This window comes from Paenibacillus vortex V453 (genome assembly GCF_000193415.1).
Taxonomy (GTDB): domain Bacteria; phylum Bacillota; class Bacilli; order Paenibacillales; family Paenibacillaceae; genus Paenibacillus_AQ; species Paenibacillus_AQ glucanolyticus.
In genome coordinates this window covers 1-21,434 of the sequence record NZ_ADHJ01000041.1, presented here as the reverse complement: position 1 = coordinate 21,434, position 21,434 = coordinate 1, and the positions used below count along the sequence as shown (strand labels likewise).

At 40.3% G+C, this 21,434-nt stretch carries 24 protein-coding genes and 1 pseudogene; 4 read left to right on the top strand and 21 right to left on the bottom strand.

What is annotated here, in order from left to right:
• A complete protein-coding gene (locus PVOR_RS22520; protein ID WP_006211803.1) occupies positions 1-345 on the bottom strand; it encodes a hypothetical protein in 345 nt (114 codons plus the stop codon).
• Between the two features lie 348 nt (positions 346-693).
• Here PVOR_RS22520 and PVOR_RS32275 point away from each other — a divergent pair, with 348 nt between their 5' ends.
• The 3 genes from PVOR_RS32275 (at position 694) to PVOR_RS31105 (ending at position 3,563) form a co-directional block, all read left to right on the top strand.
• Complete coding sequence (locus PVOR_RS32275) at positions 694-1,476, top strand: hypothetical protein (RefSeq protein WP_040680871.1); 783 nt, start codon at positions 694-696, stop codon at positions 1,474-1,476.
• Between the two features lie 1,138 nt (positions 1,477-2,614).
• Entirely contained in the window at positions 2,615-2,830 is a 216-nt protein-coding gene (locus tag PVOR_RS31110) for a hypothetical protein (protein WP_006211799.1), read from the top strand.
• 154 nt (positions 2,831-2,984) lie between these two features.
• A complete protein-coding gene (locus PVOR_RS31105; protein WP_200860842.1) occupies positions 2,985-3,563 on the top strand; it encodes a hypothetical protein in 579 nt (192 codons plus the stop codon).
• Positions 3,564-3,735: 172 nt separating this feature from the next.
• On the opposite strand, the gene PVOR_RS22505 is transcribed toward PVOR_RS31105, so the two are convergent.
• The 15 genes from PVOR_RS22505 to PVOR_RS22440 all read right to left on the bottom strand — a co-directional run bounded on the left by PVOR_RS22505 (position 3,736) and on the right by PVOR_RS22440 (position 17,093).
• Complete coding sequence (locus tag PVOR_RS22505; RefSeq protein WP_006211798.1) at positions 3,736-4,329, bottom strand: hypothetical protein; 594 nt, start codon at positions 4,327-4,329, stop codon at positions 3,736-3,738.
• An 898-nt stretch (positions 4,330-5,227) separates the two neighbouring features.
• Entirely contained in the window at positions 5,228-5,602 is a 375-nt protein-coding gene (locus tag PVOR_RS22500; RefSeq protein WP_006211797.1) for a hypothetical protein, read from the bottom strand.
• Entirely contained in the window at positions 5,577-6,647 is a 1,071-nt protein-coding gene (locus PVOR_RS22495) for a TOTE conflict system archaeo-eukaryotic primase domain-containing protein (RefSeq protein ID WP_006211796.1), read from the bottom strand. Before PVOR_RS22495 ends, PVOR_RS22500 begins: the two co-directional genes overlap by 26 nt.
• 904 nt (positions 6,648-7,551) lie before the next feature.
• Positions 7,552-7,845, bottom strand: coding sequence for an AbrB/MazE/SpoVT family DNA-binding domain-containing protein (locus tag PVOR_RS22490; protein ID WP_006211795.1), 294 nt, complete (start codon positions 7,843-7,845; stop codon positions 7,552-7,554).
• Positions 7,846-7,866: 21 nt separating this feature from the next.
• Positions 7,867-9,438: a hypothetical protein gene (locus tag PVOR_RS22485; protein WP_006211794.1), complete on the bottom strand. Its 1,572-nt coding sequence runs from the start codon at positions 9,436-9,438 to the stop codon at positions 7,867-7,869.
• 17 nt (positions 9,439-9,455) lie between these two features.
• Complete coding sequence (locus PVOR_RS22480; protein WP_006211792.1) at positions 9,456-10,112, bottom strand: hypothetical protein; 657 nt, start codon at positions 10,110-10,112, stop codon at positions 9,456-9,458.
• A 15-nt stretch (positions 10,113-10,127) separates the two neighbouring features.
• The gene (locus PVOR_RS22475; RefSeq protein ID WP_006211791.1) at positions 10,128-11,156 is read right to left on the bottom strand and encodes a conjugal transfer protein TrbL family protein; all 1,029 of its coding nucleotides are present in this window, start codon (positions 11,154-11,156) and stop codon (positions 10,128-10,130) included.
• 259 nt (positions 11,157-11,415) lie between these two features.
• A complete protein-coding gene (locus PVOR_RS22465; RefSeq protein WP_006211789.1) occupies positions 11,416-11,982 on the bottom strand; it encodes a hypothetical protein in 567 nt (188 codons plus the stop codon).
• A gap of 2 nt (positions 11,983-11,984) precedes the next feature.
• On the bottom strand, positions 11,985-13,073 hold the full coding sequence (locus PVOR_RS22460) for a M23 family metallopeptidase (protein ID WP_006211788.1): 1,089 nt from the start codon (positions 13,071-13,073) through the stop codon (positions 11,985-11,987).
• A complete protein-coding gene (locus PVOR_RS32270; RefSeq protein WP_234973067.1) occupies positions 13,073-13,981 on the bottom strand; it encodes a hypothetical protein in 909 nt (302 codons plus the stop codon). The genes PVOR_RS22460 and PVOR_RS32270 overlap by 1 nt, the downstream gene beginning before the upstream one ends.
• Before the next feature lie 47 nt (positions 13,982-14,028).
• Complete coding sequence (locus tag PVOR_RS32265; RefSeq protein ID WP_234973066.1) at positions 14,029-14,943, bottom strand: hypothetical protein; 915 nt, start codon at positions 14,941-14,943, stop codon at positions 14,029-14,031.
• Between the two features lie 17 nt (positions 14,944-14,960).
• A complete protein-coding gene (locus tag PVOR_RS32260; protein WP_234973065.1) occupies positions 14,961-15,131 on the bottom strand; it encodes a hypothetical protein in 171 nt (56 codons plus the stop codon).
• Complete coding sequence (locus PVOR_RS32255; RefSeq protein WP_234973064.1) at positions 15,124-15,654, bottom strand: hypothetical protein; 531 nt, start codon at positions 15,652-15,654, stop codon at positions 15,124-15,126. Before PVOR_RS32255 ends, PVOR_RS32260 begins: the two co-directional genes overlap by 8 nt.
• A 384-nt stretch (positions 15,655-16,038) precedes the next feature.
• Positions 16,039-16,263 (bottom strand): TrbC/VirB2 family protein, encoded by a 225-nt coding sequence (locus tag PVOR_RS22445; protein WP_006211785.1) that lies wholly within the window; start codon positions 16,261-16,263, stop codon positions 16,039-16,041.
• Positions 16,264-16,463: 200 nt separating this feature from the next.
• Positions 16,464-17,093, bottom strand: a complete 630-nt coding sequence (locus tag PVOR_RS22440) for a hypothetical protein (RefSeq protein ID WP_006211784.1) — start codon at positions 17,091-17,093, stop codon at positions 16,464-16,466.
• A 355-nt stretch (positions 17,094-17,448) separates the two neighbouring features.
• Between PVOR_RS22440 and PVOR_RS29365 the strand changes: the two genes are divergently transcribed.
• Positions 17,449-18,501: a hypothetical protein gene (locus PVOR_RS29365; RefSeq protein ID WP_006211783.1), complete on the top strand. Its 1,053-nt coding sequence runs from the start codon at positions 17,449-17,451 to the stop codon at positions 18,499-18,501.
• Positions 18,502-18,832: 331 nt separating this feature from the next.
• Here the strand turns inward: PVOR_RS29365 and PVOR_RS22430 are convergent, their stop codons facing one another.
• The 5 genes and pseudogenes from PVOR_RS22430 to PVOR_RS30790 all read right to left on the bottom strand — a co-directional run.
• Positions 18,833-19,159, bottom strand: coding sequence for a hypothetical protein (locus PVOR_RS22430; RefSeq protein WP_160164027.1), 327 nt, complete (start codon positions 19,157-19,159; stop codon positions 18,833-18,835).
• A 195-nt stretch (positions 19,160-19,354) separates the two neighbouring features.
• Positions 19,355-19,753, bottom strand: coding sequence for a hypothetical protein (locus tag PVOR_RS29360; RefSeq protein WP_006211781.1), 399 nt, complete (start codon positions 19,751-19,753; stop codon positions 19,355-19,357).
• Between the two features lie 3 nt (positions 19,754-19,756).
• On the bottom strand, positions 19,757-20,155 hold the full coding sequence (locus tag PVOR_RS32250; RefSeq protein ID WP_052649312.1) for a hypothetical protein: 399 nt from the start codon (positions 20,153-20,155) through the stop codon (positions 19,757-19,759).
• Complete coding sequence (locus PVOR_RS22420; RefSeq protein ID WP_052649311.1) at positions 20,146-20,943, bottom strand: hypothetical protein; 798 nt, start codon at positions 20,941-20,943, stop codon at positions 20,146-20,148. The genes PVOR_RS32250 and PVOR_RS22420 overlap by 10 nt, the downstream gene beginning before the upstream one ends.
• Before the next feature lie 249 nt (positions 20,944-21,192).
• Positions 21,193-21,434 (bottom strand): annotated as a pseudogene (locus PVOR_RS30790) (hypothetical protein); the annotation flags it as partial.

The following is a 21,434-nucleotide window of genomic DNA, read 5'->3' as shown; positions in this document are numbered from 1 at the left end:
TTATTTTAATATCAATTCGATGATGTTGCTTGTTTTGCCACCGGATGACGAACTTTTTTGACGCATTGTCATCCTCCCTGCACCTGCCATTTCCACGAGAATTTGCCCGATGGCGTTTGTGGTATCAATCACCATGTTTTTGATTGCTTTAGGTTCCAGCGTCACCCCGTTGTCGATGGCTGTGCCATCGATCACACTTGGCAATACATTGCCGTTTGCACTGTCTTTGACGACCATGTTAATATTTTTTTCTTCGTCGCTGCCATTGTTGATCGCCACCGAAAGTGTGGTTTCTCCGTTTTTGCGAGACATCGTGAACGTGGTTTTTGAACTGTTTTCAAGCATGGGTAAACGCCTCCTTAAGCGATTGAATTATTTTGGTTTAACATATCAAAAATGCGCTGTTGTTTATTTTTTTCATCATCGAGCAGTTTGGAAATAATCCCTTCCAAATTCGTCGTCCCCGACGTGCCGCAGGTACAGCCGCTTGTTGATCCGCTAGAAGGCTGACAGTTACAGCAGGTACGGCATTTGCAAAACAAAAGCAATAAGGCTAAAAGCACGGAATTGTCGCTAATTTGAATTTGATTGCCAACGGTGAAGTTGTTGCCATTGGAGACGGTGTTTGCCGAGTTGTTTGCCGAGCTCGCTAACCCGTTTGCCGTGCTCACTAAGGCGCTGTTGTAGTCAAAGGTGTTGTTGGATTCACTGGTATTCGTGGATTCGTTGGTGGCGCAGCTGGTGGAGTTTAACGTGCTGTTGGCGGTGCTTGCGTTGTCGTTCGTTGAAGAGTTGTCAGCATTGGAGGTATTGGTGGTAGTATTATCGCCTGTCGACGCTGTTGCTGTAGGCGTAGAGGTGTTATCACCTGTGGTGGCAGTGGCACTGGTTGTGGATGAATTATCGCCAGTGGTTGAGGAACTGTCACCTGCACTCGATGTAGCATCTGTATCCGATGAGTTTGTTGCAGGACCACTTGTTGTGGTTGACGTATTATCACCATTCGTTGATGTGCTATCACCTGAGCTGCTGGTGGCGTCCGTATCCGATGAGTTGGCCGCAGGACCACTACTTGTGGTGGAGGTATTATCTCCATTGGTGGAGGTACTATCACCCGATGACGAAGTGCTGGTGGCGTCTGATGCGTTGTTCGAGCCGCTAGTTGAGGTTAATGTATCGGTCACGGTAGCCGAACTATCATTATCACTGTTGTTGGTTGCACCACTGGTGGAATTAACCGTTTCGTTAATGGTAGAGTCACTATCGGTATTAGAGGTATTGTTCGAGCCGCTTGTGCTTGTTAATGTGTCATTGACAGTAGCCGAACTATCGTTATCACTGGTGTTGGTTGCACCACTGGTGGAATTAACCGTTTCGTTAATGGTAGAGTCACTATCGGTATTAGTGGCGTTCGTTGCCGTACTTTGGTTATCGACTTTTTCGAAAATTTTCGAGTCGCTGTCGCTTTCCGAATGATTTTTAGCGCCACTTTCGCTTGTAAGTTGATCGTTAATGGTGGATCCGCTGTCGTTATCATTTGTGCTTGTGGCATTACTAATGGCATGAGCTTGGTTTTTAGCAAGGTTTTTAGCAAGGTTTTTAGCAAGGCTTTTGGCAATCGCCTTGTCGATCGCCTTGGCTAAGGAAATCGTCACTTTGACAGGCGGCTTGCGGTGTTTGTGTTTTTTACGATGACAGCTACACGCTGTTTGCTGGGAAGTATTTTTTTTTGCAGGTTGTTTTTCTTTTTCTAAATTCCTTTGTCATTACTTCTATCCTCTCCTTTGATGGGGGTAGTTGACTACCCTTTAGTATATTTGCCTGCTATTAACTCGGAAACGGCGAATCTACCTATAAATTTTTGTCCATCTATCAAATACACAGAAAATGGGCAAAAAAAGACCTTGTCTCGCTCTCGGCAAGACAAGGTAAGGTCCATGACAAAGGAGGTGTAGCTACCCTATGTTTGATATATGCAGGAGGACGGGTTTTCGCTCCCCTTGCCCTGGACAGTCAACCGGGGTATTGCCAACAAAACGCGGAAAGCGTACGCTAAGAAACCTTGAAATTTATTAGCCTCAATCTATCCAAATGATTCCATCCAAAAGAAGCAAACCCTCCCTACTTTGCAAGGGCTAGGGGGATTACCAAGAATATAAAAGAGAAAAGAATCGGAAATAAGATCAACCTCAAATAGTCGGTGATTCCTTAAGTATAAGAAACGTTGGCTTTTTTATATAGAAAAATCCTTAGAGTATATTTTCGTCAAAATGTTGGATGGACCCCTATAAAGGAAACTTATAATCAATATCAACGGTACACCCACAAAAGCAATCTGCCAGAACATGACTCCAAAGCTAAACCCCAACATAACATAACACCTCCTACTGGAAATTATGTCCATTACAAACAAGGATATTCTTTTCTCTAAGTTTCGTCCGCACAGCAGACCACGAGCGACCCGGCACGTCTTTCTACAAACAGAGATATTAATTAAGTCCAGTACTTCTTCTTAAATATTGCATATTTTAAGATTGGAGATTAATTATTTCACTGAATTTATTATCCAAACTAGATTAATTATCCAACTATATGACTAGGAGGGACAACATAAATGGCCATCTTATCAAGCGGACCGATAGAAAACAGTGCTATCAATGGCATGAGATCTACTCAACAGATAACAGTAATAATTGAAAATAGGGATTTAGTTAATTCTGCGACTGTGCTCATTCAAGGTTATGCCTTAAACGGTACAAGAACGCTATATGTACTTGAACTTTTGGTAGCCTTACCAAATCAAGTGGATAACAAAAAATTACTTTGCTAATCTTGATAGCTTTGAATTTGATTTCACAACAGAGGGCGTTGCTGCAGCTCAGACCGATCTTTCTGTTTGGGGAAAGACGGCTACAGGTGAATTAGTGACAGCTCATCGGCTTGTTTCATCGGAACTCTTAGGAGCTAGCACGGAGACTATCGGTGTGACCGGAGCAACGGGAGCAACTGGAGCAACGGGTGTGACCGGAGCAACGGGTGTGACCGGAGCAACGGGAGCAACTGGAGCAATGGGTGTAACCGGAGCAACGGGTGTGACCGGAGCAACGGGTGTGACCGGAGCAACAGGAGCTGGGAGCATGTACTTCTTTAATCGAATTAATAGTCCATCCCTTAGTATACCGCCTTTAATTGACACAGAAGTTATATCTCTTCCTGTAACTACAACCATTAATGGGCAAATAGTTAGGATAGATTCAATGGTGAATTATATTATCAATACTGTTGGTAGTGGTGAATACTCTTACAATTTACTTTTTCGCCTTTTAAGAGGTCCTGGAAATAATTTACTTTGTACTATTTTTGCTTCTGAATCTAATAAGACTATAACTGGTCAATCCTTTACTGCATATGTACAAAACATTACTTGGACTGATATCCCTCCAGCAGTTGGTAATTATATATATAGAATATCAGTCACTCGCTCCACACCTGAGGAGAATATTAGCAGTCTTCAAATTGATGCGAGATCTCTTGATTCTATAGTTTTTCCTCCTGGAACTTAACCCAGGACGGCCGTGGCCGTCCTTTTGTTCGTCTCCGGAAGAAGCACGTAGCCAAGAACACCAGGAGCGCCCCTTGAGCTGAAGCTCAAGCGTTAGGAGCGTGGCCGCTCTCTCCGATCAGGAAGAGAACAGAATAAAAAAGCAACCCTAGCGGCCTTCGGTGTCGGCAAGGTTACGTACCGCTGTAGACATATTGGTTATTAAGTGTAACGAAGACGTCAATTATTGAATCGCATACATACTTTAAATCCTCTGCTTCTACCTCCGAATCTCTGAACGCTTTATGATCGCCATGGATATAAGAATTCCTCACTTTAATGATCTTTTGCATTTTTCCATAGAATTCTTCTTGCTCAATTCTTTTGCACACCGTTTTCATGGAATTTCCTACTTCTAGGAGTGAAGCCAAAAGCCTTCCCATTCTTTCCTGTCCTTGGTTCGAGTTTAACAGCAACTCAGAGACCTTTTCGTTCGTATTCATAGCTTTTAATACATCATTGATCATTGACTCAAGCAGAACCTCGTAAGCGGAACATAAAAAAAGTCCAGATGTTTCAAATCCGTTAAAATGAAAGAGCTCAATCCAGTTATCAACATCTTCCAGGTCATAAAGCATACTGTATGGATGGTTTAAAAAATTTTGGGCGGCTGGTTTAGGAAAGGGAGATGTACACGCATCATCTCTGTTTGAACATTTCTCACACTCAAAGGATTGATCCTTTTCAACTTTAGATATGTAAGAACACAGTAAGCATACTTTGTACATAAGAAACTTTCCTCCTGATGGCTATTTTTCTATTCGGTTGTGCGTTAATTAAGTTCTGGTTTCTTTTTCACTATAAATTATAATCCAGTCAGGTGAACAGGGGGGGAAGTATTACGGTCTTTCTCTGAACAGTAGCACCCTAGCTCCCACCGGCGCAGCTCACACACAAGAAGGCGGTGGCCGTCCTTTTGCACGTCTTCGGAAAGATCGAGCGGCTACGCACGTACCAGGAGCGCCCACGAGCGAAGCCTAAACGACTGGCAACGTCCGCTCTCTCCGATCCGGAAGATAAATAGAATAAAAAAAGCAGCCCGCTAGGGTTGCTTTCATTCAATCGCTATGAGATTTTTTATAGTCACTTAATTCTTCAAATCCGGGAGAGCAGCCTAACTTCATAGCGACCCACTGTCATATCCCAGAAAATGCGGTCATTGTTGTCCTTTTATCTGTCTTCAGAAGTATCGAAGCAGTTAGGCACATACCAAAAGCGCAATATTAACCATGAATATCTATCTACTATGCGACGGTGGGCGCTAGCTCCTCTAAATCAGAGCGCGATCCACGCTTCAGTTGCTCGCGATCACTCACTAGCTCCTATTTGCGAGGATCGCGCTCGATCCTCCAGAATGAGAACAACAGATGCATTGATCACCTGATCTTCCCGATCTAGAGGAAGAAAGAACGAGCTACTTCTGCAATTCTGACCCTACTCGATTTCCATTATCTATACACTTTAAAAACTAAATATAGGGTAGAAGAGACTCGTCAAACCTTGTACGATATGTCGTATAATAGATTTATTTTATTGTTTTTTAGCCTTAAAAGGTTGAAAATTAGAAGAAAATAGAGAAGAACAGCAAAATTGACCCGTCGAACGCTGACGAATTCTAAAATTTTGCTATGCCGTCGCTGAAATTAACGTACTATATTGTCTTCGAGGAAGTAAACTTCTTAACTTTTTGTCGTCATAGAAAAATTTGAGACAATCACAGAAATCAGCCCTACCTTTGACTTCAAATTTTCTTTCATCTTTTTCTCTTTCATTTTCTATTAGGGTTACTCTATACACGTTAGGCATCTTCTTGGACATACCTTTTTTCCTTTGATCACGCTTCACAACCTCAATAACCTTTAGTTTTTCTAAATCATGAATTAACCGCATAGCAGTTCGAGCATTAATGCCCGCTGACTCCTCCATTTGCTGAAACGTCATATAAAACGTCCCATTTTCTTCAGCTGCCCAACGTTTAGAATGAATCAATAACGCATACATTAGCTTTTTCTGATTTTTCTCCCAGACAATGACGCATGATTGCATTAATTTCTCTAAAGCTCACTGTTAAATCACGCTCTGCCACCGCAAGCGTTAAATTATTAGAATAAACAAAATCGACCACATTTTCTGCGTCTTTCAAGCAAACGTCACGCTTAGATCTGTAGAACCTCTGATCCTGTTTATCCAACCATTCCATAATTACCTCTATTGCTTTCTCTTTACAAACTTGATTATGATTCATCAAGCGCGCCAAAAGCATAAACGAGGCATGACGCTGACTCGATTGGCTTAGTCCGTTATGATAGAGTTCCAGTGCGCCCTCAACCGAATAATTTCCGCTCTGCTCATAATTAATCAAGGAGTTGTGAGAAGATATGGCATTTTCCATATCTCTTAATTCACTGCTGTCCTCGTCTACTACAATACTCAGAATGCGTTCAGTATCTATTTTTTCAATCTCCAAAAAATATGAAAATGACTCATTTCGATCCATAACCCTCAGTCCATTTGACAAACTACAAAATCCACAAAAATTTCCTGTACCTTGATGTGTACCAAGAGGTAACTTAACTCCCTGGGTAGCAAATGGCCGGTATTCTACCTTTCCTGAAAAGTGAGAAGGAATCCCCGCCGCTCGCAAAATAAAAAGATAGAACTGATGGGCCCGCTCTGTAGGTATAAATTTATCTAAAAAGAGTTCGACATGATACCCCTTTTTTCCACTGAAGGATACGTAATAATGGTGTAGTCCTAATTGATCCAATGAATTTCCTATTTTGTAGGTCACCCATTTGGCTACCTCTAAGTCCGAAAAATCAACATCGAAACATAAAAATTTGGTGACATACGTTCTAGCAAATGTCCCAATAGTGCGCTCCCCTTTCAAGTGCTTGTGCAGATGATATCGCTTCAAGGGATTTTCGGGTCTATTTTGTTTATACTCTCCGCCTTTAAACTGCATTAAATAACGCTTATGTTGAATCAAATATAAGTCAAACATTTTATCAATGATTTTCTTTAAATACTCTTCTGAAAACTCCATTTGAACTGTCCCTCCCCTAAAAAAGAAAGAAAGCCCCTGATAAACAGGGGCTAAATAATACCTAACTACGCACGGCAATGCTCCGACACAAGAGAACCGCTACGAATATGCTCAGTAATCCATACGCGCCCGTAACGCATGTTACGGAAATGACCGCTTACCAGATGAGCACACCTGTCGTGTTCTCTCACGCGTGTTGATTTTGGGAAATTACAGATCAACATGAGAGAAGACCTCCTTGTTATTGAACTCAGAGAGGTCAGTAATCTATGTACACTTTGTCCGTTAGGGACAGTAATTTGACAGTCAAACTCACTCATAGGGCTTACAGAAAACCTTTATATCAGACAAAGTTTAAACGTCTTATGTTGTTTATAAAGCTGAACAACTTGACAATCATCTGCGATATTTGATATATTGATGCCTGTAAACAGTTTTTGTGATGAATGAAGAATGTAAAATCTGATGCTACCAACATCAGAAAACCATCTGGCACCTAATAGAAATACTTCACTCTCCTGTGTAGTGGTACTTAGTTAGTTTTGTTTCTAAGACCATTATACCAGGATTATTTGCGTTCGTCAAGTTTTGATAGTGATATTTTGTCACCACCGCCGAGACTTTTAGATTTCACAATCTACTTTCTCGGTAGTCAACCCATATAACCCATATAACTAAGAAAAAGAGAGCTATGCGTTAGCACAGCTCTCTTTTCTTTTTTACTTCGTACCCTTCTATACAGTAGACTTACCGTCAGTAGTAGCAATGGTAATCCACAAAAGACATCTGCCAGAACATAACTTCAAAACTAAAGCCAGACATGCGTTATACAAGCGATAAATATAACGTTCACTCTCTATCAAAATACGAAAAAAAGCAACCCTCCTAGTGGGTTGCCATTTATTTAATCACTTTGGGATTTTTTATACTCACTTAATTCTTCAATCAACTTTTCAAGCCCTTCAGGGCTTAACGTTACTGTTCCATTACCAAATGCAAAGGTGTGATTAGCTTTTGTTGATTCTCCTGTAACTAAACAGGGTTCCAGATTGTCGTATTTTTCAATGATGATCCTCTCACCATCACTGAATACTTCAAGCATCTGTTTCTCCCCTAAATGCAACTCTTTGCGAAGCTGCTTTGGAAGAACAAATCTCCCTATCTCGTCAAGACTCCGGATATACTTCTTCTTTTGCAAACCATCCTCCCCCTGCCCAAGTTAGATTCTGTTTACGTTAGCTTTAATTTGTTCAATCTTCTGTTTCAGCTCCTTTACTTGCTTATCATCTTTTTTGTTTTGAGCAACATTGATTTTATTGGTGAGTTCCTTGATTCGTTGATTACTGGACTTGAACTGAGTCACTTTCTCTTTCATTTCGGGATCATCCCCAGCTAATTGAGTAGCTTCTTGAATCAGTCCTGACCAGAGATAAGAAATCAAAAGCTGGTTTTTCCTTCTGTCGGCCAACTCACTATCTGTCATATCAATATCCTTTGCTAAACCGATTACAGTATCATATTTAGCTGTCATATAAGCAACTTCATAATTAACCGGTGCAGCGTCAGGGTATTGTGCCTGTAACTCCTTTAGCTTGGCCGTTTCTTTGTTCTCGATCATTTTCATTACCACTATATCGGCTTGGCTTGGATCAAGCTGCATAAGCTTTTCATAAAGCCCTTCTTTTTCGTATAAAATTACCATTTGTTTCTTTTCGGCTTCAGCCAGATTCTCATATCCGACTGTATCCAATATTTTTAAAGCTTCTTCATTTTCGCCGTTCATGATTTTGCGGTAAACATCGGCTACCTGATCTGAGTTCAGCGTTGGAATTTCTTTTGTCTGCTGCACCTCGGAATTTTCTGAAGATGCTGCATTCGCGTCCGGATTAGGCGGTGTGAGTGTGTTCGCTAAAAGAATTACGGCCGCTACACCTACTGATCCCAAGTAAAAATACTTGGAACTGAAGAAGCCTTGTTTTTCTTCCTGATCGCCTTTCTTCTTAACAGGTCGAGCCAGATCATTTTTTGATCGCAAGCCGCGGTTCGGCTTCTCCACAAATTCAGATGAAGTTGCGGCGGTTAACTTCCCGTTAGCCTTGGCCTTACGAATTTCCTTGCGTCTTTCAAAAAATTTCATTTGCTTTAGGTTTTCCTCGTACTCCCGGTGAATCTCTTCCTGACGTTCCACATTTACAATGGTTTCTTCCAGAACCCTTTCAACTTCTTGGACTGATGAAGCTCGAAGCACCTGTTCCGCGAATCTAATTACCTTATCTCTTTGATCTATAAAATCAATTAGACGGGGTTTACCCAAAACCCTGTAAAGTGTAGTTAAGGATAGCAAAATTACTTCTTTGAGTCCATCCAACGTAGGAGGGGTGCTGTAAAGCCTATGCCCATCAAATTCAAAGACTAGAGCCTTAATTTTGCTATCTGTCAGGTCTACGAAAAGGTTGTTTTTATCCCACAAGATTGCTGTATTAGGGTTATTTTTAGCTAATTCAATGAAAGATCGGAAATAGTAAATTTGGTCTTCAAAATACAACTGTCGCAAGTAGAAAAAAGATTTCATGTCTTCTAAAAAGTAAGTGAACACCAGGCGGTTAGTCACAAGTGTTATATCATGTGCAAACAAATAATTTTTGAAGGCTGCTAACGATATTCCCTTTTGCTTATAGACCGTTTCTAATTCATCCAGGCTATCAAAATCGGTATACGAAAGCGGTATGCTGTAGTGAACTTCATTACCAACCACTTCAATTTCACCATATTTATTAACAGTAGATTGCATACTATCATTCACTCCTTTCACTGGATTTGAAGATCTTCTTTCAATTTTTCAGGATTATACGGGTCTACTTCATCTTGATCTTTCTTCTCCAGATTAGGCCCACCTATCAAAAAACCATCATAGATAAGCTGCACCTGATTATCATTACTTTTCACGAAGCGCAATTTATAGGTGTGCGGATCGCTACTCGCATATTTACCTGGCATAACATAGTTCATTGGTATGATTAGCTGACTAACATTGAGATTTGGATAATAAACTTCCTGTGCTTCTTCCAAAAGTAGTTGGAAACGTGAAGCGCTCAAATCCAAAATATTTTCTTCATTTCTTCTTGTCCCACTTTCCGAATTGATCCGTGAATCCTTATGAATAGATATTGTGGATTTAATTTTCTCCGACATTTCTTTTTGTAAACCATCTATTTCTGCTGTAGTGGAGGCTTTACGTCCATGGAATTCTGTAATAACAGCGACATATTGCTGTGCCATTTTTTTAGCCTGGTCAATATCTTCATTCTTAAAGACAGCTTCCCTTTGCGGTTCCTGCTGCTGCACCGGTTCCTGAACTTGTTCTCCACCACCTATAGGATTACTTACAGGTGCTGGTGAATCATCCTTGCTGCACCCCGACAAAACGATTATGAAGGCAGCTGCTAAAAAAATAAGTTTTTTCACCCTGAATCACTCCTTTTATCTACGTTTCATAACCATCATTTTAACCGCCGACTTAGCACCTGAAGCCACAGATCTAGCCGATCCAGTACTGAATCCCCATTGTCCTAATATGCCTGGAAGAGTCAACGAGAGGATAAAAAATGCTGCACCCATAAATAGGTGATACGTATCCCCAAAGTAAGAAGGTGGTATAAGGAATTGATTTAATCCGACCGCTATAGCAATAAGTTGTAATGCTAACGTGACGAAAGCAATAATGAAGTTTTTGAGCCAGAAATCGAAAAAGTTGTACGTGTCATTTATTTTTGTTGCTATCGCAATTGGCCCAGCAATATACAAAATGGCTACAAAGGCGGTGCGATAAAAGAGTTGTAGCATTAAAACAATAAGCAGGATACCGATTATTAAAATGACGATAATTGAAAACAATCCTGGCCCCATCAGAATATTGGTAATCATGTTTAATATCATATTTTCGCTGTTAATTGTGTCGATAATCTCATGCATCAATAGCTCTTGCGCGTGCAAAATCCATTCAATGATAGAGTCATAGACGAAGAGGAAAAATGCACTGACTACAATTGAGACTATTTTTTCATTCCAGACGGTTACGCTATCCTCTGCTTCACCCATCCGTAAACTCACAATTTTAGCAGCATTGAAAGCAATAAATATTGCCAAGACAATTTTCGATAGTGCGAAAATACCGTCTTTATAAGCTTCATATGATGGATTTCCTATAACATCGGTTGGAGATATGACCGTTTTTTTCATCAGATCTTTGATGAAATCCATTGCCGATACACCAGAATCCAAAGCTATTTTATAAACATGGCATGACACATCAAATCGACCACAACTTACAGTTCGTTGTTCAGAGTCATATTTTTTGATAAAGTCTACATAGCTTTCCGGAGCATTTTGAAAAAAAGCTTCGTGATCATTATAATAGTCTCCTTCATCAGCAAAACTCACCGTTGGGGAAATCGTTATTGCTAATGTTATGAGCAGAAGGAGACACGATAACCATTTCACTATTTTCATTGTCCTCCTGACCTCCCTATAAAGAAAATTAGGAACAGGACAACAAAAACAGCAACACTCCACTTTAATGTGATGCGATACCTTAACTCTCTGATTTCATCCTCTGTCATTTCAGTTTTATACTCTAAATAAAATTCACGCTTCGCTTTTTCTATTGGCTGCTCATAAATTTTGGATAGTAGCTTGAATAGCTTATCTAGGCCAGCCAGCGTATTACGTGATAGCTTCAGCAATTTTGCTCTTTGGCTTGGAGATAGTCTCATTCCCCGTCCCTCGCCCTCGTAGCATTTTCTAAAGCCTCTTGTGCTTGGCGTTTTAACTCGTCGTCACTGGTATCACCGGTAAGGATGATGTCCACGTCATTCACCTTCCATTGCTCATTCTCCCGGATCCAAACCGAATGAACCGAGAAGGTTTGAATATAATCATCAGCTGGACTGTTCGATCCACCTAATTCATACTGCAGACGAAGCGTTGCATAAGATTCGGCCTGATCGTCTCTGTCCTTTACTTTTTTCGTATACAGCTGTTGTATGTCCACCTTTTGTAGACCGGTGTCTTCAGACATGTGTACGTCTTCATGATCTTTTTCCCGATTATCTTCTCTAGCAAAACGATCGGCAGCAGCCTTCGATAAAAACTCTTGATGCTTCCCCTGTGCATACGCACGTACAAAGTCTTCAGAGCGCTGATTGAGGGCTTCAACATCCTGGTATCCTGCAATGGTCTGCCGAGCCTTGTGCAGCGCTGTGTATTGATTAAATCCCCATCCGAGAGACAATGCAAGACCAACACCTAAAAGGAGCATTATCCAACCCTTTTTCATTTCTATTCATCCCCTCTACCCATAGAGTCGTCAGCTCCTTCGTCCGGATAAGACTCGTCCTCGCTCCTCCCGATACTTTGGAGGAAAGGCCAAGGATCTTCTCTTGTACCGTATATCTCACCTGTCTGAATTTCAAAGTGTAAATGTGGCCCCGTCACACGCCCGGTTTTCCCACATGTACCAATCTGTTCGCCTTTGGTTACATTTTGGTTAACACTAACCGATACAACCGTCATATGGCCGTATAAGGTAAACCTGTTTCCGTGATTTATGATAATATGATGGCCGTAATTACCGCCGCCTGATTTCACAGCAACCGCTATAGTCCCGTTATCTACTGCATAAATTGGATCACCGATACTGCACGCTAAGTCAGTACCTTTATGCATTGTGGATGGTTTACCCGTTACTGGATGCGTCCTCATTCCATAATGTGATGTAACCACTAAAGGAGGGGTAACAGGGTATGCATAGTCTCCGGAAGCAACATATTCGCAGTTTGCTGATAAGCCGCCAAAGCTATTAACTATCCGTGTCACGGTTGGGATCCAGTGAGCATTTAGATTATTAGGATCATTTTTCGCACCGACTGGAGCGTACTTGTTACCTACTTGCTCAATCGTTACTAATCCTTGAGAGATATACAGCCTATACAAATTGGCGGCCATGAACTCAATGCCTTCATCCAGGGTTCTGAACGTCATAAGTCCACTTCCATCGGGTCTCATGAGTCCACCGGGATTATTTTTGTTTTTTACGGCTGGTGATTTCCCATATGTGGTTTCATGCATAGCGATGGACATCAACAAAATAGGATCAATGTTGTTATTTGTAGCAGCATCAATGAATACATCTTGCTTACCGGTAAAAACCCCTAGATTAGTAAACATTTTGTCAATGTATGCCATGTTTAATTCGCCAGGCGTACAGAGCAAAGGCCCAGAACCACCAGGCCCAGAACCACCGCTGTTATCATCCACGATAGCGGCCATGATCGCTGCTATGATTGCCACTACACCTGCTACAAGCGCTATGATCAAAATGTAGTACCTTGCTTTGTAAAGTAAAGCCTGTTTTAAAAAATCGTTCATTAGATGATCACTTCACTAAAAGGCTTCCGGTCGAACCATAGCTGTTTCTCTACGTCTGTTAGTACGACTTGCAGCCTAATTTTTTTAGAACCAACAAAGTACAGCCCCTTACCGGCTTCTTCTTCTTTACGACCTTCCACAACCGTTATGGCTGTCTTTTCTTCTTCAGAAAATTGCATGTTCATTTCACGTTCTAAGAAATCAACTTCGGTATCTGCCATAGGAAGGTAAAACCGCTGTGTTGCCTGGTTAATAACGGCTTCCCCGTAATTTCGTTGATCGTCTCTAGCCGATAAAAAGTCCTTGATAGATTGACTGGCCGGTGTAATACCGCAGTTAAAGGATCGCAGCATTTTCATAGCCGTGTACAAATATTCCATTGCCAGAGGAACCTTTGGATCGGCAATGATATGAGCTTCGTCAATATAAAGTTGTGATTCTGATTTATCACCGTTCACCACTTCATATTGGATATGAGATAAAAGCAGGAAGTACACAACACGCTGCAACTTTGGTTTGTGCTGAAGCTCCAAAATATCAAAGTCACACAATGGATTCGTGATATCCACGTTCGTATGACCGTTCAGGATTTTTGCAAAAAGTCCTTCGGAATACGCATATAGGATAGTGTGGAAATCAGAAATTTTCGTGAATTCTTCTTCGCCTTTTTCCTTCTTCTCTGCAAGGAAATCATACAAATCACGCATAATCGGAAAGTCTGTTTTTTTAAGTTTCCCTACGTTTGTTCGCTCGTTGATGTTGAATTTCTCGTACAACTCTATGAGATATTTTGAAAGTATATCTTCCTGAAGATCATTCATGTCTGGATACATAAGCTTAAACATGGTTAACAGGGTACTTATTTTTGCAAGCAATGGATTTCCTTCTGACATCCCCTGTCTTTCCATTTCTTTTTGTGCGTCGACGCTGATCGCCGGTATGTCGAAGGGGTTAATTATGCTCCCACCATTAAAGGAGAATTTAACCCACTCACCGCCAAGACTTTTGTAAATCGCCCCGAACTCCTCCCGTTGGGATCAATTGTCCGGATGATGTTGCCAAGCATCCATTTACGCATCATGTTCGCGAATAGGGTACTTGATTTACCGGTTCCTGACATCCCTATCAAAAACTCATGTTTATTGTGCAGCTTGGAATCATCTACGATTACAACATTACCGGTTGTTATGTTGCGTCCCTTAATAATCCCATGTTGATCAAAAATTTCGTTTTCATGAAATGGAAAAAAGAAGCTTACTGCCTCGGCGTTCATTGGCCGATACGTTAAGTCATAGACCTTGTTATGACCAATTGGAAGAAAGCTATCAAAAGCATCTTTGAGCTTGGTCATTGGCGTTACAGTTTTTGCAAATGGCCCGACAACGGATTTAACCAGTTGCGTTAGTGTATCAAGTTGTTTGTTATCCGCTGCAACAATGTGAATGAGCAATTGGAACATGTACATCCGTTCATTTTTGTAACTGAGCTGATTGAGCGTCATACGGGCACTATCAATCTGTGCTTCAGCTTCAGCTTTACCAGCATCGTTTACATACTTAGAATCAGCCTTTTGCCGGTTCTGACGTATGCTTTCAGACAACTGCTTTCGAACCTCAGCCGAATCATATTCCGTCAAAAATTGCACAACGCTGATATTTTCAGACAAGTCATTGAGGTTCATAATGTGTTCCTGGTTCAATATAGCGCTGTATTCGACAGCAACTAGAGTACGTGTAAAGTTAGCACCTGCACGTACAAATGATTCTTCTTCTTCGATAGAATCCGGTGATAACATATTTAATATGTTTTCATTAAAACCGATATAAGAAGACTCTAATGTCTCTTTTTTCTTTTTGGAGAATATGCCCATGTTCGCTCTCCTTTTCCTTACATGATGTGATCTGTCTTCATCTGCTGCCAGCTTCCACTCATTTCTTCGTAAGTCCGTTCACCCACGGTTAACGGGGAGAATAGAGCTGTTTTAAAGCTGAAATTCACTTGTGCATTTTCATAATCGATGCAAGCAAACATTAAGTGAAAAAGTTCTTCATTATCCAAGACTTTCGTTTTCTAGCTCGTAGCGTCCACCAAGCATATTTTCTATTTGAGTGCTTACGATCTTAACGTCTCGTTCCAGTTCATCAAGCACCTTTTTGCGATTCATAGAATTAAATGAACGTGCCATTATCACGTACCTATTCCGTGAAACCATGTTTTTACTCTTCTGAATATCGTCAACATACTTTAAATAGCTCTTAGCAAGAATTGCCTTTGGATAAGATTCCTCTTTGGCTGTTTGATCATCAATATAACGGCCATAATTTGTGAGGTTTATCGGTTGAGCAATCTGGCTCACCTGAAGAGGTAACATGGATCGTGGTAAATCATTCAAAAATGTTTCATAAGCCTGAAAAATCTTCGTTTTCTCTTTCTTATTCAGCAATGACAAGTTAACACTGGATACCCGGATGACTTTCACGAACCGATTATCGGTTGTTTCATAGCATTCAGAGTACACATTCTTTATGCCAAGCTGCTCCCGTATATCTTTCGATGCATTCTTTTTTTGTTTACTGCTCATGAAATCACCTTTCGTATAGACAAATAATTTTTGCCGTCTATTGAACTGGATTCTCCATATAACCCGATGTGTAAAAAAGTTGATGTTCTTACGATCCGGGTGATGGAGGGTGAGGATGAGTAAGAATGTACCCCAAGGTGATAAACAAATTAGAAGCAATTGTGCGCTAAATGAGTAGCCAGCATGAACTAGATACCACAACACCAGAAATCCTATAGGCCATTAATGGCAAAGAGATAAGTATATCCCGGTACTTGATTAAGGAGAGGATGTATTTTTTCGTATCTACATTGAGAGGAAGTTCAATCTTCCCTTCCTCCCTTAAACGGTCTCTACGCTCTACTGCTGACTGATTGTCAAAAATCACATAATCAGCCCCTTAAATTAAAGATTGCTTTGGAAATAGTCCACAATCTGTTTTGCGAGAACAAATACAATCAATCCGACAATGCAAGAAATCAAACCTTTTTTGAATCTAGGTTGATTCTCTTCTCCACCAAATGCAGCCATCAAACCACAAACCAAAATACCGATTGTAAACAAGGTGATGAAGGTTTTCGTGATATCACCAAACAATGTATTGAACAACCCTTGTAAAGACTCGAACATTGAGTATTCCTCCCTTAGTGTTAGCATTTTCCCTTCTAATAGGAATTTTACAAGACTTCCCAAAGAACGAGTATTGGACGTTACTCCCAACTGACATTAGCCCATACTTACCATATAATCCCTCCAATTTGAATCTGATTAGAATTTATCAGATTAATTTGAGTTTGTAAAGAAGGGATTGCCCTATTTAAAGGCAATCCCTACGTGGAAATATTCCTAATTATTTGTTCAGCGACTAGATTTAAGTAGAATCTATATGTCCGATTGGTACTTTTAACCTTGTTTTCCAGGACTTTTTTCACACTATTACTAAATATTAGGTTCAAATATGCCTTTTCGCTTATTTCGTAAGAGTCAACATTTATATCCTCATGTAAAATATAATGGGAAAATAAACTGCCAACTGTCATGGAATTTGCTTGGCAATAAGCCATGATTTTATCCTTCGTTTCTTGGTCAAGAGTGATCTCAATACTACCCTTTCCCATATCGGAATCGTTAGGATCGGCTTGCTCAATGAATTTGTCCTGGTTGTGTAAGAAATAATCGGATATGAGTAAACCAAAAAATACACGTCTAGAATATCCGTGCCTTTCAATGCCTTCAAGCATCGTATGCATTTGCTCACTAATGGTTGATGCTGTTGCAATAGATAGTTTAATTTCATTAGCAAGCAAATCAACAAAACGTTTGTCATAAGAGTTTTTAAGGATCTCTACCAACGCTAGTGAAATTGCATTGCGCTTACTGGTTCCCATTTTCTTAGCAGCCAACGCTATGATTTCTTCAGCATTTTTATTCAATGCTAGATTTAGTTTGGGACTAGCCAAAAAATATCCCCACCTTAGTTCATCCGAAAATGTCATTTTCTTTGTATCCATCTTTTGCTATAATGCTAGTTAAGTTTAAATAGATTTATTAGTTATCTAAAGATAACATTTCAATAAGTATTTTTAAACAAAAAAAATCCCCTATCTGCTCCACACAACGTTTTAAACGGTTCTCGTCGCCAAACAAGTGACCGTTTATAACATCCCAGGCGAAAGCTTGATAGAGGATTTCTTCTATTTGGCTATAATTATATAGGTATTATACCATGAAAATAGCCCTATAGTAAAGGAATTCCTCTGTTTTGCCTAACCCTGTTTTATGGAGTAATTGGGCAAAAACGGAGGTTTTTTATTTATGTCAGAACAACAGCCGAGAAAACTTAAACGTTGTGTAATCAAAGAAGAATTTGTAAGTCTTACAGGCGATGCAGTTTCAGCAGCAATTTTGAACCAAATGATTTTCTGGCAGGAGCTTGTTAACAAATCAGATCAAGAAATACAAACAGAGATCAACGCCTATGAAAAAATTGGAGACAAACGAAAAATCGCTAACCTAAAAAAACAGATGAAAAACGGATGGTTTTGGAAGGCAGCAAAGGAAATGGCCGAAGAAGTAATGTTCTCCACGCGTCAAACTGTGGATAGAAAAATGAGAGCGCTTGTGGATAAAGGATTTATGGAATCACGCCCTAATCCCGATCCTCGTTATGTAACTAACTATTACCGTGTAAATCTGGCTTACATACAAACTGAACTGAACAAAATAGGTTTCTCACTTGAAGGTTATGCGCTTCCTGAACCTCAGCAAAAGGATGAAGTAACGCCTAACAACACAACATATGGTATTGCCCAAAATGAGCAATACCATATGTATGGGGTTGCTCAAAATGAGCAAGGGGTTGCTCAAAATGAGCAAGGGGTTGCTCAAAATGAGCAAGTCAGTAATTATCTATCTTTAGGTTTTCAATCTTTAAGCTTTGAAGAAGAAGAGGTATACACCGGACGCGATCCGCTTATCCACATGTTGATATTTGTGAGCAAAACAAAAGCTCCTACTATTCGTCATGAAGCTTTCTTGCAAAACCTAACAACATGCAACATAAAAAATGAAATGGGAATCCAGATCGTTGAGTATATGCGAACACAGAAGCAAGACATTAATAATTACACTTGTGACGCTATTGATCGAACATTTGCGGAATTTGTTAAAAGATCAAAATCTAACGATAAGATTAAAGTGTTCCCTCGTTGGTTTGCGACAACCATCGTTAACAAGCAATTTGAAGTGGATCAAGATGATGCACGTGCCGATGAAGCTAGACGTGAAGAAGAGAGATTTCAACGGAGATTAGAGCGTTATAAAAATAGTACTCACCAATTGGCTGCCGCTACTTCAGAGATGCATTAAAGAAATTGATTGCATTCAATTTGAATGCAATCTGAATTATTTCTGAGTTGCTATGATCCGCATATGACTGAATACATTCAATTTGAATCAAATATGAATCACTTTCGAATGCGAATGGAATTAACATTGTTTTTTCACAGCATTTTATAGCAGCCTGAAACAGCCCAGGATACCTTTTATGTATCCAACCAGTCCAAACCTATCAATCAGGATTTAAAACGTTCCTGAAAGCCTGTGGAAGCTCTCTGAGGATGCAACAGGTGACCGGCACGCGGCTGCTCTCTCCGATCCAAACGAGATCCGCGCAGCTCCATAGCGCCACCGGTACAGCTCACACGTCCAGGCGGCCATGGATGTCCTTTTGTCTGTCTCCGGACGTATCGAGCAACCAGGCACGTACCAAGAGCGCCCACGAGCTGAAGCCCAGGTGACCGGCACGCGGCTGCTCTCTCCGATCCAAACGAGATCCGCGCAGCTCCATAGCGCCACCGGTGCAGCTTACACGTCCAGGCGGCCATGGATGTCCTTTTGTCTGTCTCCGGACGTATCGAGCAACCAGGCACGTACCAGGAGCGCCCACGAGCTGAAGTCCAGGCGACCGGCACGCGGCCGCTCTCTCCGATCCGGACGAGGATCCGCGCAGCTCCATAGCGCCCACCGGCGCAGCTCACACACCCAGGACGGCCACGGCCGTCCCTTTTGTTCGTCTCCGGACGTATCGAGCAGCCAGGCACACCAGGAGCGCCTACGAGCTGAAGTCCAGGCGACCGGCACGCAGCTACTCTCTCCGATCCAGACGACTAAAGCGAACATAAAAAAAGGATGGTTTGGTTTCCCAATCCATCCTCTTTTTTTATAGATTTGTTTTGTCTATCATTCCGTAAATATCATCATTGGAATTTTTATGCGCTTCAGGTTTATTGATTTCATTTTTTGTCGGATTTTCTGCAACTTCTTCAGGTTCATTTTTGGCCGAAGGAGCTTCACTGGTTGGAATTGATATAGGAGGAACGTCTTTCAGTCCAGATAAAATTGAACGCAATTCGTCAGCTATTGGTTTCTGGAAAAGAGCCTTTTGAATATCGTGTGCTGTAACATCACGATAACCGAACTGTTCAATCATATGTCTCACTAAACTAGTGATTGAGTTTTGAACATTTGATTGAGCATTCACCCAACTATTCAATTGTTCGGTGTCGGGCAATTTACCAATACGCCAAGAAACGAGTTCTCTTCTATTTTTATCATTCATTCGTTATGCAACTCCTGGAAAAAACACTTTGGTATGCAAAATTTCAAGACCATCCAAGTTCATATCAATTGCAAACTCTTCCGGAATCCAGAGAATCATGCATTTTACATCCTGAGAAAATTCGATCAGGCTTGGGTATAGGTCTTCCTCGAAAGTGATACTTCCCCCTCCAAAAACCATCATAAAATCAATATCTCCACCTATGGTGCTGTATCGTTCTTGCACATCTTCTAATATCTTGTTTGATTCACCATATTGAGCTTCTGACATGAATTTTTGAGCCAGGTCATGATAATTATTTTGGCTATCTTGCATGATTTCATCAAAGCGTTGGTCGATTAGATTTTCAAATAGACCATTAAGCTCTGATTCAAGTAATTTTGTCTGCTTCTTCAGCTGCATGTACCTACGCCACGTTTTTCACCGTGACAGTTCTGTAAAACAGGGTTTACACCGCGGCTATGAATATACTCAGTCGTTCCAGAACCAATATCAATTCCCAATCCTTTTAGAGAAAGAAAATCTCTTTGAGTCATGCTATTACGTTTTGGATCGTCTTTATACAATTCACGGAATTTTCTTAAAATCGTATCCTTCGCTTCGATTAAGGCGTATAAAGCTGGAATACCTTCCTGTGTAACTTTGGCGTTTGTATATTTGATTGTAACCGTAACAGACTGAGATCCAACATACACAATGACGATATGGACGATTGGAGATCCTTCTTTTCCGGTGAAGCGTTCTTCAAACTCTTTTGCTATCTCTGAAGTATATTCAGAAGCAGGTATTGCACCTGTTAATGTTCCCTGTACATCAATTTTTCTAGGTAACTTTTTATTTTTTTTGTAAAATTCTTTTACTGCTTGTGCAGCAGTCAGAGACAAATTCATGATAATTGGAATGTCGTGTTTTGATTTTTTTCCGAGCTTAATATTCATGTTTTCGGATTTTAAAGCATCAAGATTCGCATGTTGTCCGACTGAGAAAAATCCTGATCTTTTTAATGAAGGACTTGCTATATTCACACTAAGTTCATCTAACAAATTTGCCACATTTTTTTCGATATCTGTTTCTGATGCAGGTTCAGGACTGTGAAGCCTTTTGATGACAGAAGGTTGTTCAATTCGTACTCCATTGATTCGCATTTTTGTTTTTGAGTTACCGAAATCTGTTATAGATCTTACTTTCAACTAAATCACTCCTTAAATGTAAGTTTACATTCAAATTCAATTCACAAGGCATTCAAATACCATTCATAAGTCTATTATAACTGATATTGAATGTAATATCAATTCAATTTGAATATTTAATGAATTCATTTTGAATTCAAATTTTAGATTTATTTGACGAAAAAAACGGAATGTTGTCAAAATGAATCCCAAATGCATTCAATTTGAAAACATTTGGGATTATTTAAAGGGAAAAGATTGTTTTTTGTTTTATCGTGACAACTCCAAGTCATTTCTTGTCTTTTCTTGCTTCTGGCTTTTATCATTATCCTTTCCTTTTTGTAAATTATTTTGATTATTTTGATTCAATCCTTGCTTCAACGTTTTTTCCATTTCGTCATAACGGTCAATCTCTTGACGATACTTTTCAGGATTTTTTTGTATGTTGTTTATAGCAGAACGTAATGTTTTCGTTTGGGTATTATCAATTTTTTTGTCTATCAGCTTTTCAA

Excerpts from the sequence above, each read along its gene's own strand:
- PVOR_RS29365 (WP_006211783.1), top strand. The coding sequence starts at position 17,449 with ATGTCAGAACAACAGCCGAGAAAACTTAAACGTTGTGTAATCAAAGAA.
- PVOR_RS22500 (WP_006211797.1), bottom strand. The coding sequence starts at position 5,602 with ATGTATGCGTTATTGATTCATTCTAAACGTTGGGCAGCTGAAGAAAAT.
- PVOR_RS32250 (WP_052649312.1), bottom strand. The coding sequence starts at position 20,155 with ATGCAGCTGAAGAAGCAGACAAAATTACTTGAATCAGAGCTTAATGGT.
- PVOR_RS32265 (WP_234973066.1), bottom strand. The coding sequence starts at position 14,943 with ATGGGCATATTCTCCAAAAAGAAAAAAGAGACATTAGAGTCTTCTTAT.
- PVOR_RS22505 (WP_006211798.1), bottom strand. The coding sequence starts at position 4,329 with ATGTACAAAGTATGCTTACTGTGTTCTTACATATCTAAAGTTGAAAAG.
- PVOR_RS22485 (WP_006211794.1), bottom strand. The coding sequence starts at position 9,438 with ATGCAATCTACTGTTAATAAATATGGTGAAATTGAAGTGGTTGGTAAT.
- PVOR_RS22465 (WP_006211789.1), bottom strand. The coding sequence starts at position 11,982 with ATGAAAAAGGGTTGGATAATGCTCCTTTTAGGTGTTGGTCTTGCATTG.
- PVOR_RS22445 (WP_006211785.1), bottom strand. The coding sequence starts at position 16,263 with ATGTTCGAGTCTTTACAAGGGTTGTTCAATACATTGTTTGGTGATATC.
- PVOR_RS32255 (WP_234973064.1), bottom strand. The coding sequence starts at position 15,654 with ATGAGCAGTAAACAAAAAAAGAATGCATCGAAAGATATACGGGAGCAG.
- PVOR_RS32270 (WP_234973067.1), bottom strand. The coding sequence starts at position 13,981 with ATGGAAAGACAGGGGATGTCAGAAGGAAATCCATTGCTTGCAAAAATA.
- PVOR_RS22475 (WP_006211791.1), bottom strand. The coding sequence starts at position 11,156 with ATGAAAATAGTGAAATGGTTATCGTGTCTCCTTCTGCTCATAACATTA.
- PVOR_RS22495 (WP_006211796.1), bottom strand. The coding sequence starts at position 6,647 with ATGGAGTTTTCAGAAGAGTATTTAAAGAAAATCATTGATAAAATGTTT.
- PVOR_RS31110 (WP_006211799.1), top strand. The coding sequence starts at position 2,615 with ATGGCCATCTTATCAAGCGGACCGATAGAAAACAGTGCTATCAATGGC.
- PVOR_RS29360 (WP_006211781.1), bottom strand. The coding sequence starts at position 19,753 with ATGAATGATAAAAATAGAAGAGAACTCGTTTCTTGGCGTATTGGTAAA.
- PVOR_RS22520 (WP_006211803.1), bottom strand. The coding sequence starts at position 345 with ATGCTTGAAAACAGTTCAAAAACCACGTTCACGATGTCTCGCAAAAAC.
- PVOR_RS22460 (WP_006211788.1), bottom strand. The coding sequence starts at position 13,073 with ATGAACGATTTTTTAAAACAGGCTTTACTTTACAAAGCAAGGTACTAC.